Source organism: Streptomyces chartreusis NRRL 3882 (assembly GCF_900236475.1).
Lineage (GTDB): Bacteria > Actinomycetota > Actinomycetes > Streptomycetales > Streptomycetaceae > Streptomyces > Streptomyces chartreusis_D.
Genome location: NZ_LT963352.1, coordinates 5213927 through 5236807, shown reverse-complemented (window position 1 = coordinate 5236807; position 22881 = coordinate 5213927). Strand labels below are relative to the sequence as shown.

Here is a 22881-nt window from a genome sequence, read left to right as displayed (position 1 = left end):
AGCGGGCTGTGGCGCGAGGCCCCATCGTGGGGAGCGCAAGCCGGTCGCTCGTCACAGGTGGTGGTTCCCCATGTCCCTCGATCCGTCTCCGTCTCCCTCTTCTCCCTCTCCCTCTCCCTCCTTTTCCTCTTTCCTCGCCCTGCCTTCTTGGTCTGTTGCCGCATGCCCGCCCGGCCCCGAGGTGCCGGCGGCGCGTGAGGTGCCGCGGTTCGACCCCGTACGGGTGCGCGGCGGCCGGGTCGGCCGGCTCGTACGGAACCGGCGGCGGGCCCTGGCCGTGGGACTCGCGGTCACCGCGACCGCGCTGGTCGCGGCGGGACCGCGGGGCTCCGAAGGGGCCCGTGGGCATCCCCGGGCCCAGCCCCCCGCGCACACGGCGGTGTCCGGGGAGCAGCCCGTGCGGACGCGTCGTGCCGTGGGGGCGGTGACGGCCCCGGTCCGGATCGCCGACGCGGCCACCGTGCGGCTGCTGCGGCCCGGCGACCGGGTCGACGTCATCGCCGCCGAGGAGACGGTGTCGGGCGGCGATGCCCGGGTGGTCGCACGCGGGGCCAGGGTGACGAAGGTGCCGGAGCCGCTGGAGGGCGCGAGCGACGCAGGGGCGCTGGTCGTGCTGTCGGTGCCGCGTGCGACGGCGGCCCGGCTCGCCGGTGCGAGCGCCACCGCGCGGTTGGCGGTGACACTGTGGTGACGTACCTGATCGCGTCAAGTCGCTCGTTCGAGGGACCCAGGTGGTCCGTTCGGCGCAACGTTGACGTAGGTTGCGGAGCGTTTTGTTCCGCAAGCTGCTCGTGCGAGGAGAGACCCCGGGGTGAGCGAGAAGAAGGATCCGAGCGTCTGGGAGGGCTTCAAGGCCTTCCTGATGCGCGGGAACGTCGTCGATCTGGCGGTGGCGGTGGTGATCGGCGCCGCGTTCACCAACATCGTCAACGCCGTGGTGAAGGGGATCATCAACCCCGTCGTCGGGGCCATCGGGACCAAGAACCTCGACCACTACAGCTCGTGTCTGAGCTCGACGTGCGAGGGCGAGCAGGGCATCCGGATCCTGTGGGGCTCCGTCCTCGGCGCCACGCTGAGCTTCGTGATCACCGCGGCGGTCGTCTACTTCCTGATGGTCCTGCCCATGGCGAAGTACCTGGGCCGGCTGGAGGCCCGCCGCAAGGCCAAGGAGGGCACCCAGGAGGTCATCGAGGTGACCGAGCTGGAGGTGCTGAAGGAGATCCGCGACGCGCTGGTCGCACAGCGCGGCTCCGGGCACGATCGGCGGTAGGGCCGGCTCAGAGGTGGTGGGGCGGCTTCTCGTCGAGGAAGCGCTTGAGGTCGGCCGCGCCGCCACCGGCGTCGGAGCGCTCGCCCCAGCCGCGGTCGGTGTCGTCGGAGGACTGCTGGTCGAGCGGGTCGTCGAAGACCAGCGCGGGCTTCGGCGCGCGCGGCTCGGGGTCGGGGGCGGTGCTCATGCGTCCAGGGTACGGTCGCGGAGGAAGCGGAGGAATTCGCGGAGAAAATCCCCGCGCCTTCTGTTGTGCTGGGAACCATGACGTCCAGCCCCACTCCCCCGCCCGTCCCCTCCGGTGCGCCCGTCCCCTCCGGCGTGCCCGGCAGCCGGGGGCCGCTGCGCAGCCTCAGGGCCCGTGGACGCGACGAGGCGCACCGGACGGCCTCGCCGCTGGAGCTCTTCTTCGACCTGTGCTTCGTCGTGGCCGTGGCCCAGGCGGGCATCCAGCTGGTGCACTCCGTCGCCGAGGGACATGCGGGCGAGGGGATCCTCGACTACGCGATGGTGTTCTTCGCCCTGTGGTGGGCGTGGATGAACTTCACATGGTTCGCCTCGGCGTACGACAACGACGACGTGCTCTACCGGGTCGTCACGCTGGTGCAGATCGCGGGGGTGCTGGTCCTCGCGGCGGGGGTCTCCCGGGCGTTCGAGGAGCACGAGTTCTTCGTGGTCTGGCTGGGCTACCTGATCATGCGGCTCGCCCTGGCGGCGCAGTGGCTGCGGGCGGCCCGCTCCAGCGAGGGCCCGGAGCGGACGACGGCCCTGCGCTACGCCGGTGGCGTGCTGGCGTGCCAGGTCGGCTGGCTGGGGCTGCTGTTCCTGCCCGAGGGGGCCCGGCCTTGGTGGTTCCTGGTGATGGCGCTGCTGGAGATGTGTGTGCCGCCGTGGGCGGAGAAGGACCGTCCCACGTCCTGGCATCCGCGCCATATCGCCGAGCGGTACGGACTGTTCACCATCATCGTGCTCGGCGAGACGATCGCCGCGGCCACGGTCGCCGTGAAGTCGGGCGTCGACGAGAACGACGCCCTGGGCGAGCTCCTCCCCATCGCGGCGGGCGGGCTGCTGATCATCTTCGCCGCGTGGTGGGTCTACTTCGTGGTCCCCATCCACGACCATCTGCGGTCCAACCGGCAGGCGTTCCTCTGGGGCTACGGCCACTACCTGGTCTTCGCCTCGGCGGCCGCGGTCGGGGCCGGGCTGGAGGTGGCGGTGGAGCAGACGGTCGGCAAGGCGCACATCTCCACGCTGGCGGCGTCGGCCGCGGTGACCCTGCCGACGGCCTTGTATCTGCTGACCTTGTGGGCCCTGCACTCGCGCCACTTCAAGTCGGGGATCGCCCAGCAGCTGGTGCTGCCGACGACGGCACTGCTGGTGATCTGCTGCACGTTCCTCGACGACTGGGCGGTGCTCGCGGCGGGCGTGGTCTGCGCGCTGTCGGTGGTGGCGGGAGAGACCCTGGCCCTGCGCAGGACCGCCCGGGCCGGCGGGCAGGCAGCGCCGACGGCCGGGTGAGGGGCCCGCGAGTTCGTCCCGCGTCCCCGGGAGCCGGGCCGGCCGGCCGCATCGGCCACGGACGGGCGACCGAGTGAAAGCGCCCGCGAAGTCCCGCCCCCCTCCGGGCCGACCACACCGGCCCCACGACAGCGCCCGCGAAGCCCCGCGTGCAGGCCGGCGGCGTCGGCCGGCTGGGTGCGCCCGTGAGGGCCGGGGTCTGGACGAGACTGGGCGGCATGACAGTTGACGCTCTGGTGGACGCTCTGACGGATGTCTCCGGCCTGCGGGTGGGGCACGCGACACGCGCCGGCGACGGCTGGCTCACCGGCACCACGGTGGTGCTGGCCCCGGAGGGCGGGGCCGTGGCCGCCGTGGACGTGCGGGGCGGGGGTCCCGGCACCAAGGAGACGGACGCGCTCGACCCGCGCAACGTGGTGCGGAAGGTCGAGGCGATCGTGCTGACCGGCGGCAGCGCGTACGGGCTCGACTCGGCTTCGGGGGTGATGGCCTGGCTGGAGGAACGGGGGCGCGGGATCCGTGTCGGGGCGGACCCGGCGCATGTCGTGCCGGTGGTGCCCGCCGCCTGTGTCTTCGATCTGGGACGCGGTGGCGACTTCCGGGCCCGGCCGGACGCGGCCACCGGCCGCGCGGCGGTCGAGGCGGCCGCGGCGAGCGCGTTCGGCGCGCCGGTGCCCGAGGGCTGTGTGGGCGCCGGCACGGGGGCGGTGGTCGGAGTGGTGAAGGGCGGCGTCGGCGGCGCGAGCACCGTGCTCGGCTCGGGGATCACGGTGGCCGCGCTGGTGGTGGCCAACGCGGCGGGGTCGGTGCTGGATCCGGAGACGGGGGTGCTGTACGGGGAGTTGTTCCAGGGGCGGGTGGAGTACCCGGAGGCGGAGGTGCACGAGGCCGCGCGGCGGCGCCTCGCCGAGACGGCCGCGAGGAGCGCGCCTCCGCCGCTCAACACGACGCTGGCGGTGGTCGCCACGGACGCGGACCTGTCGAAGGCGCAGGCGCAGAAGCTGGCCGGCACGGCACACGACGGCATCGCCCGCGCGGTGCGGCCGGTGCACCTCCTCAACGACGGGGACACGGTGTTCGCGCTGGCGACCGGAGACCGCGCCCTGGACGCCGCGAACCCGCTCGCCCTCAACGAGATCCTCGCCGCGGGCGCGGACGTCGTGACCCGGGCGATCGTGCGGGCCGTGCGCGCCGCGGAGCCGGTCGACGGTCCGGGCGGGGCGTGGCCGTCGTACCGGGAGTTGTACGCGGGCCGCTGAGCGGATGGGCGCCGCACAGCGGCTCCACAGCGGCGCCGGACATTGTCCCGGGCCTGTAACGGTGATGTCGCTCATGGCGGTCGGACGGAACCCGACCGGCCGCCCGGCCCCTCTTCACCCACGTACTGGAGCGGACCACGCACATCACTCGAACTGGGAGCAGCCCGTGACAACGCCGGACATTGCAGCGCGGCGCAAACTGGGGGCATGTGCCGCCCTGATGGTCGGCGCCCTGACGCTCACCGCCTGCGGTGGCAGCGCCAACGCCAAGGACGACGCCAAGGGTGGCAGCGATTCGGCGAAGACCTCCGTCGCGAAGATCGCCATCTCGGCGAAGGACGGTTCGACCGGCGCCTCCATCAACTCGACCGGCGTGAAGGTCAGCGACGGCAAGCTGACCGACGTGAAGATGACGGTGGCGGGCAGCGGTCAGGCCGTACCGGGCTCGATCTCCTCCGACGGCAAGGTCTGGAAGCCGAAGGAGCAGCTGGAGCGCGGCACGAAGTACCAGATATCGGCGACAGCGAAGGACACGAAGGGCCGTACGGCCGCCGCGAACTCCATCTTCACGACGGTCACCTCGGCGAACAGCTTCATCGGGACGTACACGCCGGACGACGGCACCACGGTCGGTGTGGGCATGCCGGTGTCGTTCAACTTCGACAAGGCCATCACGAACCGCAAGGACGTGCAGTCGCACATCACGGTCACGTCCAGCAGCGGGCAGCAGGTGGTCGGGCACTGGTTCGGCTCGCAGCGGCTCGACTTCCGGCCCGAGGAGTACTGGAAGGCCGGCTCCAAGGTCACGATGAAGATCGACCTGGACGGGGTCGAGGGCACGAACGGCGTCTACGGCGTCCAGAAGAAGACGGTCACCTTCACCGTCGGGCGCTCGCAGGTCTCCACGGTCGACGTCAACACGCAGACCATGACGGTCGTGCGGGACGGCAAGACCGTCAAGACGATCCCGATCTCGGCGGGCAGCCCGCAGCACACCACGTACAACGGGCAGATGGTGATCTCCGAGAAGTTCGTGCAGACCCGGATGAACAGCCGGACGGTCGGACTCGGCGGTGAGTACAACATCCCGGACGTGCCGCACGCGATGCGCCTGACGACCTCCGGCACGTTCATCCACGGCAACTACTGGTACAACAAGGGCAATCCGCCCTTCGGTCGCCAGGGCACCAGCCACGGCTGCGTCGGCCTCGCGGACGTCCAGGGCGCCGGCGGCAGCACACCCGCCAAGTGGTTCTACGACAACTCGCTCATCGGGGACGTGGTGGTCGTGAAGAACTCGCCCGACAAGACGGTGGCGCCGGACAACGGGCTCAACGGCTGGAACATGGCATGGAGCCAGTGGGTCGCGGGCAGCGCCGCGTGAGCGGCTGAACGATCATCCCAACTGGGGTTTTTGACGGACCGACCGGGCCGCGCGGGAACTTTTCGCGCGGCCCGTGCGTTTTCCTGGACGTACGTTTTCTCGGTTCCCGGACATGATGTCCGACCGAGGGGCTACGGTATGCACCCACAAGGTGACATGCAGCAACGCCGGGAGAAACCTTGAGCGTTCCGTACGAGACGGCAGCGTACGAACCCCACGACTCGCCCGAGTCTCCGGAGGAGCACCTCGCGCGACTCCTCGGCCGCGCCCTGAACTCCTTCGAGCTGCCGGACGAGACGATAAGGCGGCTGGACTGCGCGCTGGCGCACGACGGTTCGCTGCACTCCGCGCACCACAGCGCGGGCCTGCACCGGGAGACGTACCGGCACACCTGGCTGCTCGCCGACGGCTCGGCGCTCACGCTCTGGGAGCTCGTCCACAACACGGCGCCCGGCAGCGAGCCGCAGCACGAGGTGTACGTCGACGAGGAGGAGCTGCGTGCCGCCACCACGCGTCTGCCGCTGCCGCCGGACACGCCCGACTTCGAGCTGCCGGTGACGGTGCAGCTCTCCCCCGTCCCCGCACCCCGGCACGCGTACGCCGGGGACGACTCGGCGGACCACGCGCGGCGTTTACTGCGCCGCGCGGAGAACGCGGACCGGCCGGGCGCGGACACGGCCACCCTGCTGGCCACGGCGTCCGGTCATCAGATCACGCAGGCCTTCGGCCGCCCGTGCCGCGCGGGCCGGGCGGGACTGTGCTTCTCGCTCTACGAGCACGCGTTCCTGCTGCGCGACGGCGCGGAGGTCTCCCTCTGGGAGGTGGAGCACACGGCCACGCCGGACGGACGGCACATGTGCGAGGTGTACGCCAGCGAGGAGGCGGCGCGCGAGGCGATGGAGCGGCGGGCGGCGCAGCTGTCCTAGGGGGTGTCCGCTAGGCCGCTCTGTCGCCGAGTTGGCGCGCCAGTTCGGCGAAGGCGTCTCTCTCCTCGGGGGTCAGTTCCACGGACTCCGACCGGGGGCCCGTCTGCCGCTGCTGCGGGAGGGCGGGGAGAGGGTGGCCTTCGGGCCATCGGGAGACGTGCTCGGGCATGCGCCCCAGTAGACACCACGGCCCGGGACTTCGGTCCCGGGCCGTGATTTTCGTGATCTATCTCGCAGGTGCCGTGAACGGTTCACACCCCCCGAAAGGGGCGAACCCCGGGCCCTGCCCTCAGGCGTCGGGCCTCACGCCGCCACCGGCTGCTTCGCCTCCGCCGTCTGGGCCGCGGCCCCGCCGGAGGCCGCCGTGGCGCCCGGGGCCGGCTTGCGCAGGCCCTTCAGGACGACCACCAGGGCCGTGGTGACGCAGACGCCCGCGGCGATGGCGATCAGGTAGAGCAGCGGGTTGCCGATCAGCGGGACCACGAAGATGCCGCCGTGCGGGGCGCGCAGCGTGGCGCCGAAGGCCATCGACAGGGCACCGGTGATCGCGCCGCCCGCCATCGAGGCCGGGATGACGCGCAGCGGGTCGGCCGCGGCGAACGGGATCGCGCCCTCGGAGATGAAGGAGGCGCCGAGCACCCAGGCGGCCTTGCCGTTCTCGCGCTCGGTGTGCGTGAAGAGCTTGCCGCGCACGGTCGTGGCGAGGGCCATCGCCAGCGGAGGCACCATGCCGGCCGCCATGACCGCCGCCATGATCTTCATCGCGGAGTCGCTGGGGTTGGACACCGCGATACCGGCCGTGGCGAAGGTGTAGGCGACCTTGTTGACCGGGCCGCCGAGGTCGAAGCACATCATCAGGCCGAGGAGGGCGCCGAGCAGGATGGCGTTGCTGCCGGACAGGCCGTTCAGCCAGTCGGTCATGCCCTTCTGGGCCTCGGCGATGGGCTTGCCGATGACGACGAACATCAGGAACCCGACGATCGCCGAGGAGATCAGCGGGATCACCACCACCGGCATGATGCCGCGCAGCGCCGCCGGGATGTTCACCTTCTGGATCGCGATGACCACGCCACCGGCGATCAGACCGGCCGCGAGACCGCCGAGGAAGCCGGCGTTGATGGTCAGGGCGATCGAGCCGCCGACGAAGCCGGGGACGAGACCGGGCCGGTCGGCCATGCCGTAGGCGATGTAGCCGGCCAGGACGGGGACGAGGAAGCCGAAGGCGACGCCGCCGATCTGGAAGAGCAGGGCCGCCCAGCTGTCGGCCTGCGTCCACAGGAAGTGGTCCATCACCGACGGGGCCTTGTCGACCTTGTAGCCGCCGATCGCGAAGCCGAGGGCGATCAGCAGACCGCCCGCCGCGACGAACGGCACCATGTAACTGACGCCGGACATCAGCCACTTGCGCAGCTTGGTGCCGTAGCCCTCGCCGGCTTCGCCGGAGCGCTCCACCGGAGTGGCCGGGGCGGACCCGGAGGTGACCTCGCCGCGGGCGGCCTTCTCGCGGACCTCGGCGATGAGTTCCGCGGGGCGGTTGATGCCCGCCTTCACGCCGACGTCGACGGTCGGCTTGCCGGCGAAGCGTTCCTTCTCCCGTACGGGCACGTCGTGGGCGAAGATCACGGCGTCCGCCGCGGCGATGACCGCCGGGTCGAGCCGCGTGAAGCCGGCCGAGCCCTGGGGCTCGACGGTGACCTCGACGCCCGCCTCACGGCCGGCGTTCTCCAGCGACTCGGCCGCCATGTAGGTGTGGGCGATGCCGGTGGGGCAGGAGGTGACGGCGACGATGCGGAACGGGCGCTCCGCGGACGGCTCTTCGGCCGGGGCGTCGTCGGTGACCGTGGCGGCGGCGGGAGAGGCCGCTCCCGCCGACGCCACGGGGTCTTCGGAGCCGGCCTCGGCGGGCTCGCCGGGCTCGTCGCCGCGGATCAGCGCGGCGGCGGCCGTCGGGTCACCCACCGCGCGCAGGGCGTCGGTGAACTCCGTGTTCATCAGCTGCCTGGCCAGCGACGACAGGATCGTCAGATGGGCGTCGTCGGCGCCGGCCGGCGCGGCGATCAGGAAGATCAGGTCGGCGGGGCCGTCGGCCGCCCCGAAGTCGATGCCGTCGGAGCTGCGCCCGAAGGCGAGGGTCGGCTCGGTGACGTGCTCGCTGCGGCAGTGCGGGATGCCGATGCCGCCGTCGAGGCCGGTCGGCATCTGGGCCTCGCGGGCGGCCACGTCGGCGAGGAAGCCGTCCAGGTCGGTCACCCGGCCCAGGGCCACCATGCGCTCGGCGAGGGCACGCGCCGCCGCTTCCTTGGTGTCGGCGGACAGGTCGAGATCGACCAGGTCCGCGGTGATCATGTCGCTCATCGCGGGCTCCTTAGCACGCGTATCGCCCGGTCAGTCGGGTGGGCGGGGAGGGGACGGGGGGTGCGGTGGGGGGTGACGGGGATGCGGTGGGGGGTGACGCAGAGGGGCGTACGGGCCTCGGCTAACGGGGCGTCTCGCCGGTCACGGTCCGGTGCGCGCGGCTCTTCGTACGTCATGACACCGGCTCCTTCAGCGCACGGTCCGCCGGGATCCGGGCCGTGACCGTCACCGAGGCCGGGTCCAGGTCGCCGGGCTTCGGCATGACGCTGCCCGGCAGCTGGACGGCCGCCGCGCCGTGGGCGACCGCGGAGGCGAGGGCGTCGGGGCCGCTGCCGCCGGCGATCAGGAAACCGGCGAGGGAGGAGTCACCGGCACCCACGTTGCTGCGTACGGCGTCCACGCGGGCGCTGCCGAACCAGGCGCCCTCGCCGGAGACCAGCAGCTGCCCGTCGGCGCCGAGGCTCGCGAGGACGGCCCGGGCACCCATCTCGCGCAGCTCCTCGGCCGCCTTCACGGCGTCGCCGACGGTGGCGAGGGGGCGGCCGACGGCCTCCGAGAGCTCCTCGGCGTTCGGCTTGACCACGTCCGGCCGCTCGCGCAGGGCCGCGAGCAGCGCGGGCCCGGAGGTGTCCAGGGCGATCCGGGCACCGGCGGCGTGCGCGCGGGCGACCAGTTCGGCGTACCAGGAGGGTGCGAGGCCGCGCGGGAGGCTGCCGCAGCAGGCGATCCAGGAGGCGTCGCGGGACTGCTGCCGCACGGTCTCCAGGAGCAGTTCCCGCTCGGCCTCGGAGAGTTCCGGGCCCGGCGCGTTGATCTTCGTCAGGACGCCGTCGGCTTCGGCGAGGGCGATGTTGGAGCGGGTGGCCCCGGCGACCGGCACCGGCGCGACCTCGATGCCCTGCGTGTCGAGCAGGTCGGCGACGAGCGCGCCCGGCGCGCCGCCCAGGGGCAGGACCGCCACCGTGCGCCGGCCGGCCGCCGCGACCGCGCGCGAGACGTTCACGCCCTTGCCGCCCGGGTCCATCCGCTCGCCGGTGGCGCGGATGACCTCGCCGCGGTCGAGGGACGGCACCTCGTAGGTGCGGTCCAGGGACGGGTTGGGGGTGACGGTGAGGATCATGCGCGCACTACTTCCGTGCCGCCGCGCTCGATCGCGACGGCGTCTTCGGGGCTCAGCCCGCTGTCGGTGATCAGCAGGTCCACATCGCTCAGGTCGCCGAAGCGGGCGAAGTGCTCCTGGCCGTGCTTGGAGGAGTCGGCGAGCAGCACCACGCGGCGGGCGGCGGCCACGGCCGCGCGCTTCACGGCGGCCTCGGCGAGGTCGGGGGTGGTCAGGCCGTGTTCGGCGGAGAAGCCGTTGGCGGCCACGAACAGCACGTCGGCCCGGATCTCGCCGTACGCCCGCAGCGCCCAGGCGTCCACGGCGGCGCGTGTGCGGTGCCGTACGCGCCCCCCGATGAGGTGGAGCTGGATGCCGGGGTGATCGGCTAGGCGGGCGGCGATGGGCAGGCTGTGCGTGACGACGGTGAGGGCGGCCTCCAGCGGGAGGGCGGCTGCCATCCGGGCCACGGTCGTACCGGCGTCGAGGATCATCGTGCCCTCGCTCGGCAGTTCCGCGAGGGCCGCCTTGGCGATGCGGTCCTTCTCGTCGGGGGCCGTGGTCTCGCGCTCGGCGAGGTCCGGCTCGAAGTCGAGGCGCCCGGCCGGGATGGCCCCGCCGTGCACCCGGCGGACCAGGCCGGCCCGGTCGAGGGCCTTCAGATCCCGGCGGATCGTCTCCGCCGTCACCTGGAACTCCTCGGCCAGCGACACGACATCCACTCGGCCGCCGTCACGGGCGAGCCGGAGGATCTCCTGCTGCCGCTCCGGTGCGTACATGTCAGTTCGCCTCCGCCTCGTGCCCGAACGTGTGGTTTCAGCGGGAGGCTACGCCGAGATTTCTGCGAAGTAAACAGGTTCGGACCCAATCGGGCATGAGCGGAAATAACAACGGGCTCGGCACCAGGTGCCGAGCCCGTTGTCGTACGCGCGTTCAGGAGACCAGCACCGGTTCCTTCCTCTCCGGCGCCGCCTGCTCGCCCTCGACGTGCTGCGCCGGGCGCTTCGGCAGGGCGAACATCAGCAGGAAGATGAGGCCCATCACCGCGGCCACCCAGCCCAGCGAGTTCCGGAAGGCGTCCGCGAAGGCCGGGCCCACCTGGTCCGGGCGCAGACGGTCGCCGATCGTGCCGAAGAAGACGACCGACACCAGGCCCAGGCCCAGCGCGTTGCCCATCTGCTGCACGGTGTTGAGCAGGCCGGACGCCGAGCCGGAGTGCTCGCGCGGCACCTCGGAGAGGATCGCGTCGGTCAGCGGGGCGACGATCAGGCCCATGCCCACGCCCATCACGACCAGCGGCAACGCCATCTGCCAGGGCGCGATGCCGAGGCCGTAGTGCCCGGACTCCCAGAGGTAGAGCAGCACTCCGGCCGCCATCACCAGCGCGCCCGCCTGGAGCACCTTGCGTCCGAAACGCGGGACCAGCTGCTGCACCGACATCCCGGCGGCCACGGACACGGCGATCGAGAACGGCACCCCGGTCAGCCCGGCCTTCAGCGCGCTCCAGCCCAGACCGACCTGCATGTACAGCGTCCACACCAGGAAGAACACGCCGAGCGCGACCCCGAAGACGGTCTGTACGGCGATCCCGGCCGCGAAGCTCTTGACCCGGAACAGCGACAGCTCGACCAGCGGTGAGCCGTCCCGTGCGCTCTTGCGCCGCTCGTACGCCACCAGCGCCGCCAGGACGACGAGCGCGCCGGCCATCGAGACGTACCCCCACACCGGCCAGCCCAGCTCCCGGCCGCGGATCAGCGGGTAGAGCAGCATCAGCAGGCCCAGCGTCACGAGGGCGACACCCACCAGGTCCAGCTTCAGGGCCCGCGGTGCCCTGGACTCGGTGATGAAGCGGCTGCCGAGGACCAGGCCGGCGACGCCCACGGGCAGGTTGATCAGGAAGATCGAGCGCCACTCCCACCCGAACAGGTTCCACTCGGTCAGCAGCGCGCCGAGCAGCGGACCGGACACGGCCCCGAGCCCGACGACCGCGCCGAACAGCCCGAACACCTTGCCCCGCTCGTGCGCCGGGAAGGTCGCGTGCACGATCGACAGCACCTGCGGCACCATCAGGGCCGCCATGCCGCCCTGCAGGAAACGGGACGCGACCAGCATCTCCGGGTTCACCGCGAGGCCGCACAGCGCGGAGGCGAGGGTGAAGCCGCCGATGCCGACGAGGAAGATCCGCTTGCGGCCGTGGATGTCACCGAGCCGTCCGCCGGTGATCAGCCCGGCGGCGAAGGCCAGGGCGTATCCGGCGGTGATCCACTGGATCTGGCTGAAGGAGGCGCCCGATTCCCGCTGGATCGACGGGATGGCGATGTTGACGATCGTCACGTCGACGAGGTCCATGAAAGCCGCGGTCATCACGATCGCGAGGGCGAACCAGCGGCGGCGGTCGGTGCCGCCCGCGGTGCCGGCAGGGGTGTCGGTGGAGGTCATGCGTAGAACCTAGAGGGCCACTAGGTCAGATTGTGTCCTACTGGTGCGGCATCCTCGTCGGTATGACGACGGACACACCGGCCCGGCTGCTGACGCTCCTCTCCCTCCTCCAGACCCCCCGCGAATGGCCCGGCGGCGAACTCGCCGACCGGCTCGGGGTCTCCCGCCGCACGGTCCGGCGGGACATCGACCGGCTGCGCGAACTGGGTTATCCCGTGCAGGCGACCAAGGGCTCCGACGGCGGCTACCGGCTGGTCGCCGGCAAGGCCATGCCGCCGCTCGTGCTCGATGACGAGGAGGCCGTGGCCATCGCGGTCGGCCTGCGCGCCGGGGCGGGGCACGCGGTGGAGGGCCTGGACGAGGCGTCGGTGCGGGCGCTGGCCAAGCTGGAGCAGGTGCTGCCGGGCCGGCTGCGGCACCGCGTGACCACGCTCCAGGCCGCGACGACACCGCTGACCAGCGGGGACGGGCCGAGCATCGCGCCCGAGACGCTGACCGTCATGGCCTCCACGGTGGCCGGGCACGAGCGGCTGCGGTTCGCCTACCGGGCCGCGGACGGCACCGAGTCGCGGCGCCTGACGGAGCCCTACCGGTTGGTGTCCACGGGCCGCCGCTGGTACCTGGTGGCGTACGACATCGACCGGGACGACTGGCGTACGTTCCGCGTGGACCGGGTGAGCGAACCGTTCGCCACGGGGGCGCGGTTCGTGCCGCGCGAGCTGCCTACGGGGAACGCGGCGGAGTACCTGCGGCAGTCGATGCAGCGGCAGCAGGAGTCCTACGACTTCGAGGTCACGTTCGCCGCGCCGGCCGAGTTCGTCGCCGCCCGGCTGCCGGCATGGCTGGGCACGCCCGAGCCGCTGGACGACGGCAGCTGCCGGCTGCGGGGATCCGCGGCGGACGCGGTGCAGTGGGTGGCGTTCCGGCTGGCGCTGCTGGAGTGCGACTTCGTGGTGCACACACCGGAGGAACTCGTGACGGCCGTGAGGGAGTTGGGGGCGCGGCTCAGCAGGGCGGGCGAGGGGGGCGGAGCATGACCTGAAGCGCCCGTTGCCGGGTGCGGCCGCACTGTCGAAGAGGCGGATGGCCGGATGGCCGGATGGAGCAAGCCCGGCTGCGTGTTGTCCGTTCAGCATCAAGGCTGTCCCTCATGGAGAAGACACCCAGGGTGATCGTTGAGCCGCCGGACAGCAGAGGCCTTCGCGCCGTCAGCATGGGTGGCACAGTGGTGGGCAGCGCCTGGTCCCCGAGCGGGCTGCGCAAGCTTCTCCGACAACTCGGTTGCCCGGAGGGCATCGATCTGGAAGACCGGAGAGTCATCGTCTGGCGCGAGGCGGGCAGCGAGATATGGCCCGATCGCACGTGGCGAAGACGCACGGCCACAGCGCTCATGATGGCGGGACTGATCCTGTCCATGGCCCTGCTCACCGTCGTGGGAACACCGGACGCCATGGGGGCACTGACATTCGCCCAGCGCATCACGGGATTCCTCTTCATCCTGTCCGGCGCGGTGCAGGGCCTCGCCGCGCTGGCGGCTCTCGACCATGAGGGAAAGCGGCAGTTCAAGTATTCCGGAGCCCTGGTACTGGTCGGGGCACTGATCGCCTTGATCACGGAGAGCGTTTTCCTGTTCACCTGGCTGCAAGAAAGAGAACCGACGCTCTACTTCCCGGTATCCGTGCTGCTCTTCGCATGGTCGCTGTGGGCCCTCTGGCGGCTGTTCCATGAGCAGGTCTGGAGAGTCATACCCCACCCCAAGAGATTTGCGACCGGGGTTGCCCTGTCCGGGCTTCTGGCCGCCACGAACTTCGCATACTCCGCCGTCTATCAGCCCACGTCAGCTCCTTTCTATGTCACTCTCACGGCAAAGTTCGGCACCCCTCACACCGATCCCATCCGCCCATTCATCCATGTGCCGCTTGCACTCCAAGTGGAAAACACCGGAAAGGTTCCGGCTTACATCCTTGTCGATAAGTATCTGGTCTACGGGCGTTCGGCTGAATACTCGAAGGACGATGGGGGACTGAGAGACTGGAAGAAGGCCCTGGAAACCGAGTCCGACGCAGAGCTTCATGTCTCCGAATCAGGCAGCAAAACGATAAGCGCCGGACAATTCGCCGGACCGGGGTACTGGCTCCATCCGGGAGAGGGCCACATAAAGGAAAAAGTGATACAGCTCCCCAGGAGCGTTGAATACGACCTCCTGGAAGCGACCTTGTCCGTGGTGGCGATGAGAATGGACCGCGGAAAGATCAATCTCCGGCAACTACAGCAGGCACACCCCTCCTGGCAAAAGAAGGAGGGGCGATTCTACTGCGCAGAATGCAGCGGTATGATCATCCATGAAGGGAAAGTGCGCCACAACAACAACATCATCAACATTACCCGCAAACCCCGGTACGTGACCGTACTCTGGCAGGGCACGCCGGAGGAGTTTGATTACTCGTACGCCATCTCGTCCTACAAAATCGACTTCGAGAAATCTCCCGACCTGAGAGAATTGAGAAAGGAAATCGCGCGGGAAGAGGATCGGTACGGCGTGGAGTCGCGCTCGATTTCCACAAGGGTATCCATCGCGGCATTGATGGCGTCGGTGTAGCGGACTGATCGCCCAGTTGCAGGAGGAGCCCATTGGGTCCAGAGTAGTTGTAAGTGGTTGTAAGTGGTTGTTGTGTTTTGTACAGGCAAATCCGCATGTTCCACAGTGCAACTTGGATGCGCCATGGCCAGAAACGCCCGGCGACGAGTCTGCCGTTACAGGGGTTGTACGTACTGCTTGGTTGCAGCGCTCTCCCTCACAGGAGGCGCGGCCGTCTCCACGACGGGGGCCTTCGGCCAGGCCGCGGCCGTGACCCCGGCCCAGACTCCCCCACCGCCGCCGGATCCCGACACGCCAGATTCCGACACTCCGGAACCCGGCACGCCGACCGGGCCAAGTACTCCGTCGGGGCCCAGCACGCCGACCGGGCCCAGTACTCCGCCGGAGCCCAGCACGCCGTCCGAGCCCAGTACTCCGTCGGAGCCCGAGACGACGGGATCCGGCACGCAGACCGGGCCGAGCGAGCCGACCGGCCCCGGCGAACCGACGGACTCCGGCACTCAGTCGCAACCCACGTCACCGGCCGACCCCTCGGAACAAGCGACGCTCATGGAGAAGCGCACGGCAGCGCTGAAGGTGCCGGAAGAAGTGAAGGAGGAGGTCGGGAACGAGCTGAGCGGGTTGCTGAAGATGAGCCGGGATCCGGACATCCCGCCCGGCGAACGGGCCGCCTACAGGAGAATCGTGTCTCGGCTCACCGACGAGCTGGCGATGATCCAGGATCCCAAGACGCCTCGCGAGCAGCGAGTCGCCCACACGCACATCGTGGAAAGGGCGACCGAAACGCTGGGCGTGATCCAGGATCCAGGCACGTCGCCCGAGGACCGGGCCGCCTACACGAGCCTCGTGGACGGGACAGTCAGGACGCTGGGGACGATCCAGGATCCCAAGACGTCTCGCGAGGAGCGGGCCGTCTTCACCGAGTGCATGGAAGAGATGAGCGAGCGCTTCGGGCTGGTCACGGATCAAGAAGCAGATGAGGCCTCTCGGAACTTCGCCCGCAGCAACACCGAGCAGGACGTCAAAACGCTGACTCGCTCTCAAGGCCAGCGGACGCCGCAGAGTTATCGCGAGTGGACTGTGAGGGCCATCAGTGCGTCGGGGACGAGCCAGCAGATTCTCAGGGCCCGGGCCCTTCCGCCGAAGGAGCAGGCCGAGCTCAGGAAGAACGTGGAGCAGCTGACCGCCGCTGTCCTGAAGTCCTACGACCGGTCGGCATCCCGCGAAGACCGGGACAAGGCGAAGGATGCGGGAAAGGACTTCCTCGCAAAGATCGAGGAGAGCAACGACAAGCACTCGGACAAGCCCCTGCTGGAGGTCAGGAACAAACCCTTGAGCGCTACGGTCGCTCCGGGAGAGTTCGAGTCCTTCACCGTCAAGGTCACCAATCACGGGGCTGACGACGTCACCGGTGTGACGGTGGAGGACGAGTTCGATTCGGCCTCGGGCGATGCCGAGGGAGGCGTCATCCACCCCGTGTTGCATGCGCAGCTGATGAGGGATTCAGGTGAGGAGAACGACTGCGACATCACCGCGGGGAGCACCGGGGTGACCTGCCCCGCGGAGGGTGACACCGAGATCGTGCCGGAGGAGACGGTCACGATCACCATCCGTGCGGTGGTGAAGGCGTCGCAGGTGCCTTTCGGAAAGAAGGAGAACGTCACTCGGGTGAAGTACGAGGAGGGTGCGGAGCAGGGCAGTGCCAAGTTCGCCGTCGTCAAGCCTCCGAAGCTGTCCGAGCAGGACCTCGAAGGCGAACTGCGGGCCATCCGGCAGTGTGCCGCGCACTTCGAGCCGTCCGGCGTCTCTCGGGAAGCCCTGACCGTCTTCACCAAGGTGATGGGTGACGAACTCAAGCAGGGGACCTCTCCGGCTCAGGCCAGTTCCGAGGGGTACGAGGCCGCTCTCACCAGAGCGGGACCCGACGAAGCGGTGTCCATCGCGGGGATACCCGTGTTCGACGTGTCTCTTCGCGACGCCGCGAAAGCCGTCACGTCAGCGGGCGACTGCCCGGGATTCGTCGACAAGGCCCTGTCGGCCGAGTGACCGTAGGGTCCTCTCAACGGCGTGACCGTCCATTGTCGAGTCGCCGGCTCTCCCAGGGGAAATCCCGCAGCACCCCCAGGTTCCGCAACGCCAGTTCCGCCGGTCCCTCCGGCCCGTCCGCCGGGACGTCCCCGGCCGCCGCCCAGCCCTCCACCGCCGCACGTACGGCCGCGCTCGCCACGGCGGCGGCGAAGCGCAGGTCCGAGGGCATGGCAACGTTATCGGGGTCGGCTGTCGAGGGAGCCCGCGCAGGACCGGCCGTCAGCCGCGCGGCCAGTACCTCCGTCAGCGACCGCTCGGACGCCTGGCACACCTCCGCCCACACCCTGCGCAGGGACGGGTTCGCCTCGGCGAGGCGCAGGAGCGTGCGGACCCACTCCCAGGAGGACGCCGAGACGCCTACGCCCGGGGTGAGGGTGTGCCGCACCCCGTGCTCCAGGGCCCGGAGCACGCTCGCGTCGGCGGGTGCCGCGCGTACCGCCTCCACCCAGCGCTGGGCGCCGGCCGCGTAGAGCGGGGCGACGGCCTCCTCCTTGGTGGCGAAGTACCGGTAGAAGGTGCGCGGGGCGATGCCGGCGGCCTGGGCGATGTCCTCCGCGCGGGTGGCGCGCAGGCCGTGCCGTACGAAGAGGCCGGCCGCGGCCCGGGCGATCTCCATGCGCGTCTCGGCCTTCCGCCGCTCGGTCAGCGAGGCCTGAGGAGGGGGCGGGGTGGTGCTGCTCACGCCCGGCAGGCTATGCCCATGTGACACAATCTGCCATCCGGCGGGCCACCCCGTGGTTCAGGTACGGGGTGCCCCGCCCTTCCACTTCCCCGCTCACGCAGAGAGCCGGGCCCCGGCGCCCGGGGGGAGGGACGCCGAAGCCCGGCCTTGGGAGAGTCCCGGCGCCGGGGGGAGTGCGACGGGACTTGGCTCTGGGGGGCAGGGGCGTGGCCCCGGCCCGAACTGGTGGGCCCGGAAGTCTTGTTCCCGGTCCCCGCGGATTGAAGCGGCGTTACATCGCCATGTTTGCGCGGTCTTTCGCCACCCGGCGTACGCGGCGGCCCCCGGGCGCACACCGTGCGTCACCCACAGCCCATGGGCGACACCCACAGGCCGCGGGACGGGTCGCACGCCCGGACGCCCACCGACGGACACCGGCACCGGCGAACACCGGCTCCGGCGTCACGCCGCCGCGTCGAACCCGGTGCTGCGCGCCAGCTTCTTCAGCTCCAGCAGCGCGTGCTTCTCGATCTGGCGGATGCGCTCGCGGGTCAGGCCGTGCTCCTTGCCGACCTCGGTCAGCGTGCGCTCCCGGCCGTCCTCGATGCCGTAGCGCATCTTGATGATCGAGGCCGTGCGCTGGTCGAGGCGGCCGATGAGGTCGTCGAGCTCCTCGCTGCGCAGCAGCGTGAGCACCGACTGCTCGGGCGACACCGCCGAGGTGTCCTCCAGGAGATCGCCGAACTGGGTCTCGCCCTCGTCGTCCACCGACATGTTCAGCGAGACCGGGTCGCGGGCCCAGTCGAGCACGTCGGTGACGCGCTCCGGCGTCGAGCCGAGTTCGGCGGCGATCTCCGCGGGCTCCGGGTCGCGCCCGTGCTCGCGGTTGAACTCGCGCTGCACCCGCCGGATCCGGCCAAGCTCCTCCACGAGGTGGACGGGCAGGCGGATCGTACGGGACTGGTCGGCTATGGAGCGGGTGATGGCCTGGCGGATCCACCACGTCGCGTACGTGGAGAACTTGAAGCCCTTGCGGTAGTCGAACTTCTCGACCGCGCGCACCAGGCCGGCGTTGCCCTCCTGGATCAGGTCCAGCAGCGGCAGACCGCTGCGGGGGTAGCGGCGGGCGACGGCGACGACCAGGCGGAGGTTGGAGCGGATGAAGACGTCCTTGGCCCGCTCCGCGTCGGCGACCAGGGCTTCGAGCTCCTCACGGGTGGCGTCCGCCTTGGTCTCCTCGTACCCGTCGAGGACCTGCCGCGCGAACACACCCGCTTCGATGACCTGGGACAGCTCGACTTCCTTGGCGGCGTCGAGCAGCGGTGTGCGCGCGATCTCGTCGAGGTACATGCCGACCAGGTCGCGATCGGCGATCTCGCCGCCATGGGCGCGAACACTGCTTGCCGCGTCGGCCGTCTCGCCGGTGGCGGACTGACGACGGGCGACGGCACGGGTTGCCATGCGTGCTCCCTTGCGATGTGAGGTCAGCGGGTGGTCCTTCGGACGCTGGACTCCGTCTCCGGGACTCTCCGGACTCTCCTCGGGTGCCCTGCATCCGATGGAAACAACGACTGGAATCAGGACAGAATTCCCAACCTGTCCCCCAATTTTTCGGATCATGCAGTACCCTGTCGGACCCACGAGGAGGCGCGGTGCCGTCGGAACCTACAGAGGTGCAGGTCAGGCCGGGAGTCGAGGGTGACCTCGAAGCCCTCACGGCCCTCTACAACCACTACGTACGTGAGACGGCGATCACATTCGATACCGCGATCTTCACTCCTGAAGAGCGCCGCCCTTGGCTGCTCTCCCACCCTGAAGACGGCCCGTACCGTCTGAGGGTTGCCCTGAACCCGGACTCACAGCGGATTCTGGGCTACGCCACGTCCAGCCCCTTCCGGGCGAAGCCCGCCTACGCGACCTCCGTGGAGACGACGGTGTACGTCGCCCCCGACGCCGGCCGCCGCGGCATCGGCACCCTCCTCTACAAGGCCCTCTTCGAGGCCCTGTCCGGGGAGGACCTGCACCGTGCCTACGCGGGCATCGCGCAGCCGAACGAGGCGTCGGCCCGGCTGCACGAGCGCTTCGGCTTCCGGTACGTCGGCACGTACCGGGAGGTCGGCCGCAAGTTCGGCCGCTACTGGGACGTGGCCTGGTACGAGAAGCCGCTGTAGGGACGGTCAGCCGAACACCGTTGGAGGGACGGTCAGCCGAACACCGCTGTAAAGGCGGTCAGCCGAACTGCACCGACCGTTTCGCCAGCCCCATCCAGAAGCCGTCGATCACCGACTTCTGCGCGTCCAGCTCGCCGGCCGCGTCGGCCGCGCCCAGGGTCACGAACAGCGGGGCGAAGTGCTCGGTGCGCGGGTGGGCGAGCTGCCCCGCGGGGGACTTGCGGGTGAAGTCGAGCAGGGCGTCCACGTCCCGCGCCTCCAGCGCCCGCCGGCCCCAGTCGTCGAACTCCGCCGACCAGGCGGGGATGCCGCCCTGCCGGAGCGCGGCCAGGTTGTGGGTGAAGAAGCCGGAGCCGACGATGAGCACGCCCTCGTCCCGCAGCGGGGCGAGCCTGCGGCCGATCTCCATGAGCCGGACCGGGTCGAGCGTCGGCATGGAGACCTGGAGGACCGGGATGTCGGCCTCCGGGTACATCTCGACCAGCGGGACGTACGCGCCGTGGTCGAGGCCGCGGTCGGGGACGTCCTGGACGGGAACACCGGGGGCGCGCAGCAGCTTCCGTACCGACTCGGCGAGCTCCGGTGCGCCGGGGGCCTCGTAGGTCACCCGGTAGTAGTGCTCGGGGAAGCCCCAGAAGTCGTAGACGAGCGGGACGGTCTCGGTGGCGCCGATGGCGAGCGGGGCCTCCTCCCAGTGGGCGGAGACCATCAGGATCGCCCGGGGGCGCGGCAGGCCGGCCGACCAGGCGGCCAGTTCACCGGGCCAGACCGGGTCGTCCGCCAGTGGCGGGGCACCGTGACTCAGGTACAGAGCGGGCATGCGCTCCTGGGTGGCGGCGGACATGCTGCGGCTCCTTCCAAAACATGGTTCCCTAACAAAACTGTACAGGGCATTTGTTTAAAGTTCAAGGAGGGGCCACGTAGAGTGGAAGACATGAAGGCACCCGCATCCGCACCGGCACCGGGCTCCGTGGCAGAGCCCGTGGAACCGCGCTGGCTCACCGACGAGGAACAGCGCGTATGGCGATCGTTCATGGAGGGCGTCACCCTCCTCGACGACCACCTCGACCGTCAGCTCCAGCGCGACGCGGGCATGCCGCACGTCTACTACGGCCTCCTGGTCAAGCTCGCCGAGGCGCCGCGGCGCCGGCTGCGGATGACGGAGCTCGCCATGCTGGCGAAGATCACCCGCTCCCGCCTCTCGCACGCCGTCGCGCGCCTCGAGAAGAACGGCTGGGTGCGCCGCGAGGACTGCCCCGACGACAAGCGGGGCCAGTTCGCCGTGCTGACGAACGAGGGTTACGAGGTGCTGCGGCAGACCGCGCCGGGTCATGTGGAGGCCGTGCGGCAGGCGGTCTTCGACCGGCTCACCCCGGAACAGCAGAAGTCCCTCGGCGAGATCATGCGGATCATCGCCGAGGGACTTCAGCCGGCCGAAGCCGGTGCGGACCTGCCCTGGCTCCGCTGAGCCGGGGCAGGTCCTGGAATCCGTAGGTACGAGGCGTCCCCTTCCTCGTGCCTACGGAGGGCCCGAAGGGGTTTTCCCGGTACGGCCGTCAGTGGGCGACGACCGGGACCTGCACCTCGTCCGCCACGCCCTCGCCGGAACGGGAGCCGGTCACCGCGGCGCTGCCGGGGCGGCCCGCGTTGACGAAGGTCAGGGCGATCGCGGCGGCCACGACGAGGATGCCGACGGCGAACCAGATGGCGCTCGTGTAGCCCTCGACCATGCCCTCCAGCTGGACCAGCTGCTGCTGGGACCGGCTGCCGGCCCCGGCGATGTGGTCCGCGATGTAGGACGTGGTGGCCGAGGCGGCGATCGTGTTCAGCAGGGCCGTACCGATCGCGCCGCCCACCTGCTGCGAGGTGTTGACCATCGCGGAGGCGACACCGGCGTCCCGCGGCTCGACACCCTGGGTGGCCAGGGACATGGCCGGCATGAACGCCGTACCCATGCCGAGGCCGAGCAGCAGCATCGCCGGCAGCAGCAGGGCCGCGTACGAGGAGCCGATCTCCAGTCGGGTCAGCAGCAGCATGCCGAGGGCTGCGACCAGGAAGCCGGGGCCCATCAGCAGGCGCGGCGCGACCCGGGTCATCAGGCGGGTGCCGATCTGGGTGGAACCCGTGATCATGCCCGCGATCATCGGCAGGAACGCGAACCCGGTCTTGACCGGCGAGTACCCCTTCACGATCTGGAGGTAGTAGGTCAGGAAGAGGAACAGGCCGAACATCGCGATGATCGCGAGACCGAGGGAGAGGTAGATGCCACCCCGGTTGCGCTCCGTGATCACGCGCAGCGGCAGCAGCGGGGCCTTCACCCTGGACTCGACGACCACGAAGGTCGCGAGCAGGACGACGGAGGCCACGAACATGCCGATGGTCACGGAGTCGCTCCAGCCCGCGGACTCGGCGCGGGTGAAGCCGTAGACGAGGGCGACCAGGCCGAGGGTGGACAGGACGACGCCCGGGATGTCGAGCGGGGAGCGGTTGCGGCCGCCCTCCGGCTCACGGATGACGAAGTACGCACCGGCCGCGGCGACGATGGCGAACGGGATGTTCACGAAGAACGTCCAGCGCCAGTCCAGGTACTCGGTGAGGAAGCCGCCCAGGATCAGACCGACGGCACCGCCGCCACCGGCGATCGCGCCGTAGATGCCGAACGCCTTGGCGCGCTCCTTGGCGTCGGTGAACATCACGGCGAGCAGGGAGAGCGCGGCGGGCGCGAGCAGGGCACCGAAGACGCCCTGGAGCGCGCGGGCGCCGAACATCATCGCCTCGTTGGTCGCCGCGCCGCCGAGCGCGGAGGCGACGGCGAAGCCGCCGAGCCCGAGGACGAACGCCCTCTTGCGGCCCCACAGGTCGGCTATCCGGCCGCCGAACAGAAGCAGACCGCCGAAGGCGAGCGCGTAGGCCGTGACGACCCACTGCCGGTTGCCGTCGGAGATGCCCAGGTCCTGCTGGGCGGAGGGCAGGGCGATGTTCACGATGGTGGCGTCCAGGACGACCATCAGCTGGGCCAGCGCGATGAAGACGAGCGCTTTCCAGCGGCCGGCGTCCGGCGAGGCCGCCGGAGCGCCGAGAGCCTTTGAGGCTGTTTCAGACATGGGGGTAC

General features: G+C 70.5%; 21 protein-coding genes. 11 read left to right on the top strand and 10 right to left on the bottom strand.

The window, feature by feature from the left end:
• Positions 1-70 precede the first annotated feature (70 nt).
• Together SCNRRL3882_RS23765 and mscL are read left to right on the top strand one after the other, a co-directional pair.
• Positions 71-691, top strand: a complete 621-nt coding sequence (locus SCNRRL3882_RS23765; RefSeq protein WP_231911166.1) for a hypothetical protein — start codon at positions 71-73, stop codon at positions 689-691.
• A gap of 120 nt (positions 692-811) precedes the next feature.
• Positions 812-1270 (top strand): large conductance mechanosensitive channel protein MscL, encoded by a 459-nt coding sequence (gene mscL / locus SCNRRL3882_RS23760; RefSeq protein WP_010035395.1) that lies wholly within the window; start codon positions 812-814, stop codon positions 1268-1270.
• A gap of 7 nt (positions 1271-1277) precedes the next feature.
• Here mscL and SCNRRL3882_RS23755 read toward each other — a convergent pair whose 3' ends face one another.
• On the bottom strand, positions 1278-1457 hold the full coding sequence (locus tag SCNRRL3882_RS23755) for a hypothetical protein (protein ID WP_010035397.1): 180 nt from the start codon (positions 1455-1457) through the stop codon (positions 1278-1280).
• A gap of 77 nt (positions 1458-1534) precedes the next feature.
• On the opposite strand from SCNRRL3882_RS23755, the gene SCNRRL3882_RS23750 reads away from it, so the two are divergent.
• The 4 genes from SCNRRL3882_RS23750 (at position 1535) to SCNRRL3882_RS23735 (ending at position 6357) form a co-directional block, all read left to right on the top strand.
• Complete coding sequence (locus tag SCNRRL3882_RS23750; RefSeq protein WP_040902690.1) at positions 1535-2788, top strand: low temperature requirement protein A; 1254 nt, start codon at positions 1535-1537, stop codon at positions 2786-2788.
• A 218-nt stretch (positions 2789-3006) separates the two neighbouring features.
• Positions 3007-4047, top strand: coding sequence for a P1 family peptidase (locus tag SCNRRL3882_RS23745; RefSeq protein WP_040902691.1), 1041 nt, complete (start codon positions 3007-3009; stop codon positions 4045-4047).
• Positions 4048-4213: 166 nt separating this feature from the next.
• Complete coding sequence (locus SCNRRL3882_RS23740) at positions 4214-5431, top strand: L,D-transpeptidase (protein ID WP_029180860.1); 1218 nt, start codon at positions 4214-4216, stop codon at positions 5429-5431.
• Positions 5432-5610: 179 nt separating this feature from the next.
• Complete coding sequence (locus SCNRRL3882_RS23735; RefSeq protein WP_010035407.1) at positions 5611-6357, top strand: DUF6227 family protein; 747 nt, start codon at positions 5611-5613, stop codon at positions 6355-6357.
• Positions 6358-6367: 10 nt separating this feature from the next.
• Here SCNRRL3882_RS23735 and SCNRRL3882_RS40860 read toward each other — a convergent pair whose 3' ends face one another.
• The 5 genes from SCNRRL3882_RS40860 to SCNRRL3882_RS23715 all read right to left on the bottom strand — a co-directional run bounded on the left by SCNRRL3882_RS40860 (position 6368) and on the right by SCNRRL3882_RS23715 (position 12250).
• Positions 6368-6526: a hypothetical protein gene (locus SCNRRL3882_RS40860; RefSeq protein WP_158688388.1), complete on the bottom strand. Its 159-nt coding sequence runs from the start codon at positions 6524-6526 to the stop codon at positions 6368-6370.
• A 134-nt stretch (positions 6527-6660) separates the two neighbouring features.
• Positions 6661-8712 (bottom strand): PTS fructose transporter subunit IIABC, encoded by a 2052-nt coding sequence (locus SCNRRL3882_RS23730; protein ID WP_010035409.1) that lies wholly within the window; start codon positions 8710-8712, stop codon positions 6661-6663.
• A 172-nt stretch (positions 8713-8884) separates the two neighbouring features.
• Positions 8885-9832: a 1-phosphofructokinase gene (pfkB, locus tag SCNRRL3882_RS23725; protein WP_010035411.1), complete on the bottom strand. Its 948-nt coding sequence runs from the start codon at positions 9830-9832 to the stop codon at positions 8885-8887.
• Positions 9829-10590, bottom strand: a complete 762-nt coding sequence (locus SCNRRL3882_RS23720) for a DeoR/GlpR family DNA-binding transcription regulator (protein WP_010035414.1) — start codon at positions 10588-10590, stop codon at positions 9829-9831. Before SCNRRL3882_RS23720 ends, pfkB begins: the two co-directional genes overlap by 4 nt.
• A 154-nt stretch (positions 10591-10744) precedes the next feature.
• Positions 10745-12250 (bottom strand): MFS transporter, encoded by a 1506-nt coding sequence (locus tag SCNRRL3882_RS23715; RefSeq protein WP_010035417.1) that lies wholly within the window; start codon positions 12248-12250, stop codon positions 10745-10747.
• Positions 12251-12312: 62 nt separating this feature from the next.
• Here SCNRRL3882_RS23715 and SCNRRL3882_RS41865 point away from each other — a divergent pair, with 62 nt between their 5' ends.
• The 3 genes from SCNRRL3882_RS41865 (at position 12313) to SCNRRL3882_RS23700 (ending at position 16895) form a co-directional block, all read left to right on the top strand.
• Complete coding sequence (locus SCNRRL3882_RS41865) at positions 12313-13287, top strand: helix-turn-helix transcriptional regulator (RefSeq protein WP_040902692.1); 975 nt, start codon at positions 12313-12315, stop codon at positions 13285-13287.
• Positions 13288-13400: 113 nt separating this feature from the next.
• Entirely contained in the window at positions 13401-14849 is a 1449-nt protein-coding gene (locus SCNRRL3882_RS23705) for a DUF1109 domain-containing protein (protein WP_010035423.1), read from the top strand.
• A 549-nt stretch (positions 14850-15398) separates the two neighbouring features.
• Entirely contained in the window at positions 15399-16895 is a 1497-nt protein-coding gene (locus SCNRRL3882_RS23700) for a DUF11 domain-containing protein (protein ID WP_029180862.1), read from the top strand.
• 13 nt (positions 16896-16908) lie between these two features.
• Here the strand turns inward: SCNRRL3882_RS23700 and SCNRRL3882_RS23695 are convergent, their stop codons facing one another.
• Both SCNRRL3882_RS23695 and SCNRRL3882_RS23690 read right to left on the bottom strand, forming a co-directional pair.
• Complete coding sequence (locus SCNRRL3882_RS23695) at positions 16909-17619, bottom strand: TetR/AcrR family transcriptional regulator (protein ID WP_040902636.1); 711 nt, start codon at positions 17617-17619, stop codon at positions 16909-16911.
• A 441-nt stretch (positions 17620-18060) separates the two neighbouring features.
• Positions 18061-19059 carry a sigma-70 family RNA polymerase sigma factor gene (locus SCNRRL3882_RS23690; protein WP_010035431.1) on the bottom strand — a complete coding sequence of 333 codons (999 nt, stop codon included), beginning with the start codon at positions 19057-19059 and terminating at the stop codon, positions 18061-18063.
• A 191-nt stretch (positions 19060-19250) separates the two neighbouring features.
• Here SCNRRL3882_RS23690 and SCNRRL3882_RS23685 point away from each other — a divergent pair, with 191 nt between their 5' ends.
• Complete coding sequence (locus SCNRRL3882_RS23685; protein ID WP_029180863.1) at positions 19251-19769, top strand: GNAT family N-acetyltransferase; 519 nt, start codon at positions 19251-19253, stop codon at positions 19767-19769.
• A gap of 58 nt (positions 19770-19827) precedes the next feature.
• Here SCNRRL3882_RS23685 and SCNRRL3882_RS23680 read toward each other — a convergent pair whose 3' ends face one another.
• Complete coding sequence (locus SCNRRL3882_RS23680; RefSeq protein ID WP_010035437.1) at positions 19828-20613, bottom strand: dioxygenase; 786 nt, start codon at positions 20611-20613, stop codon at positions 19828-19830.
• A 90-nt stretch (positions 20614-20703) separates the two neighbouring features.
• On the opposite strand from SCNRRL3882_RS23680, the gene SCNRRL3882_RS23675 reads away from it, so the two are divergent.
• Positions 20704-21237, top strand: coding sequence for a MarR family winged helix-turn-helix transcriptional regulator (locus tag SCNRRL3882_RS23675; protein ID WP_010035440.1), 534 nt, complete (start codon positions 20704-20706; stop codon positions 21235-21237).
• Positions 21238-21325: 88 nt separating this feature from the next.
• Here the strand turns inward: SCNRRL3882_RS23675 and SCNRRL3882_RS23670 are convergent, their stop codons facing one another.
• A complete protein-coding gene (locus SCNRRL3882_RS23670; RefSeq protein WP_010035443.1) occupies positions 21326-22873 on the bottom strand; it encodes an MFS transporter in 1548 nt (515 codons plus the stop codon).
• Between the last annotated feature and the right edge of the window lie 8 nt (positions 22874-22881).

Bases quoted from the DNA above. Each gene is read 5' to 3' on its own strand.
- SCNRRL3882_RS23765 (WP_231911166.1), top strand. From the start codon at position 71: ATGTCCCTCGATCCGTCTCCGTCTCCCTCTTCTCCCTCTCCCTCTCCC.
- SCNRRL3882_RS23755 (WP_010035397.1), bottom strand. From the start codon at position 1,457: ATGAGCACCGCCCCCGACCCCGAGCCGCGCGCGCCGAAGCCCGCGCTG.
- SCNRRL3882_RS23750 (WP_040902690.1), top strand. From the start codon at position 1,535: ATGACGTCCAGCCCCACTCCCCCGCCCGTCCCCTCCGGTGCGCCCGTC.
- SCNRRL3882_RS23745 (WP_040902691.1), top strand. From the start codon at position 3,007: ATGACAGTTGACGCTCTGGTGGACGCTCTGACGGATGTCTCCGGCCTG.
- SCNRRL3882_RS40860 (WP_158688388.1), bottom strand. From the start codon at position 6,526: ATGCCCGAGCACGTCTCCCGATGGCCCGAAGGCCACCCTCTCCCCGCC.
- SCNRRL3882_RS23730 (WP_010035409.1), bottom strand. From the start codon at position 8,712: ATGAGCGACATGATCACCGCGGACCTGGTCGATCTCGACCTGTCCGCC.
- pfkB (WP_010035411.1), bottom strand. From the start codon at position 9,832: ATGATCCTCACCGTCACCCCCAACCCGTCCCTGGACCGCACCTACGAG.
- SCNRRL3882_RS23720 (WP_010035414.1), bottom strand. From the start codon at position 10,590: ATGTACGCACCGGAGCGGCAGCAGGAGATCCTCCGGCTCGCCCGTGAC.
- SCNRRL3882_RS23715 (WP_010035417.1), bottom strand. From the start codon at position 12,250: ATGACCTCCACCGACACCCCTGCCGGCACCGCGGGCGGCACCGACCGC.
- SCNRRL3882_RS41865 (WP_040902692.1), top strand. From the start codon at position 12,313: ATGACGACGGACACACCGGCCCGGCTGCTGACGCTCCTCTCCCTCCTC.
- SCNRRL3882_RS23705 (WP_010035423.1), top strand. From the start codon at position 13,401: ATGGAGAAGACACCCAGGGTGATCGTTGAGCCGCCGGACAGCAGAGGC.
- SCNRRL3882_RS23700 (WP_029180862.1), top strand. From the start codon at position 15,399: ATGGAGAAGCGCACGGCAGCGCTGAAGGTGCCGGAAGAAGTGAAGGAG.
- SCNRRL3882_RS23690 (WP_010035431.1), bottom strand. From the start codon at position 19,059: ATGGCAACCCGTGCCGTCGCCCGTCGTCAGTCCGCCACCGGCGAGACG.
- SCNRRL3882_RS23680 (WP_010035437.1), bottom strand. From the start codon at position 20,613: ATGTCCGCCGCCACCCAGGAGCGCATGCCCGCTCTGTACCTGAGTCAC.
- SCNRRL3882_RS23675 (WP_010035440.1), top strand. From the start codon at position 20,704: ATGAAGGCACCCGCATCCGCACCGGCACCGGGCTCCGTGGCAGAGCCC.
- SCNRRL3882_RS23670 (WP_010035443.1), bottom strand. From the start codon at position 22,873: ATGTCTGAAACAGCCTCAAAGGCTCTCGGCGCTCCGGCGGCCTCGCCG.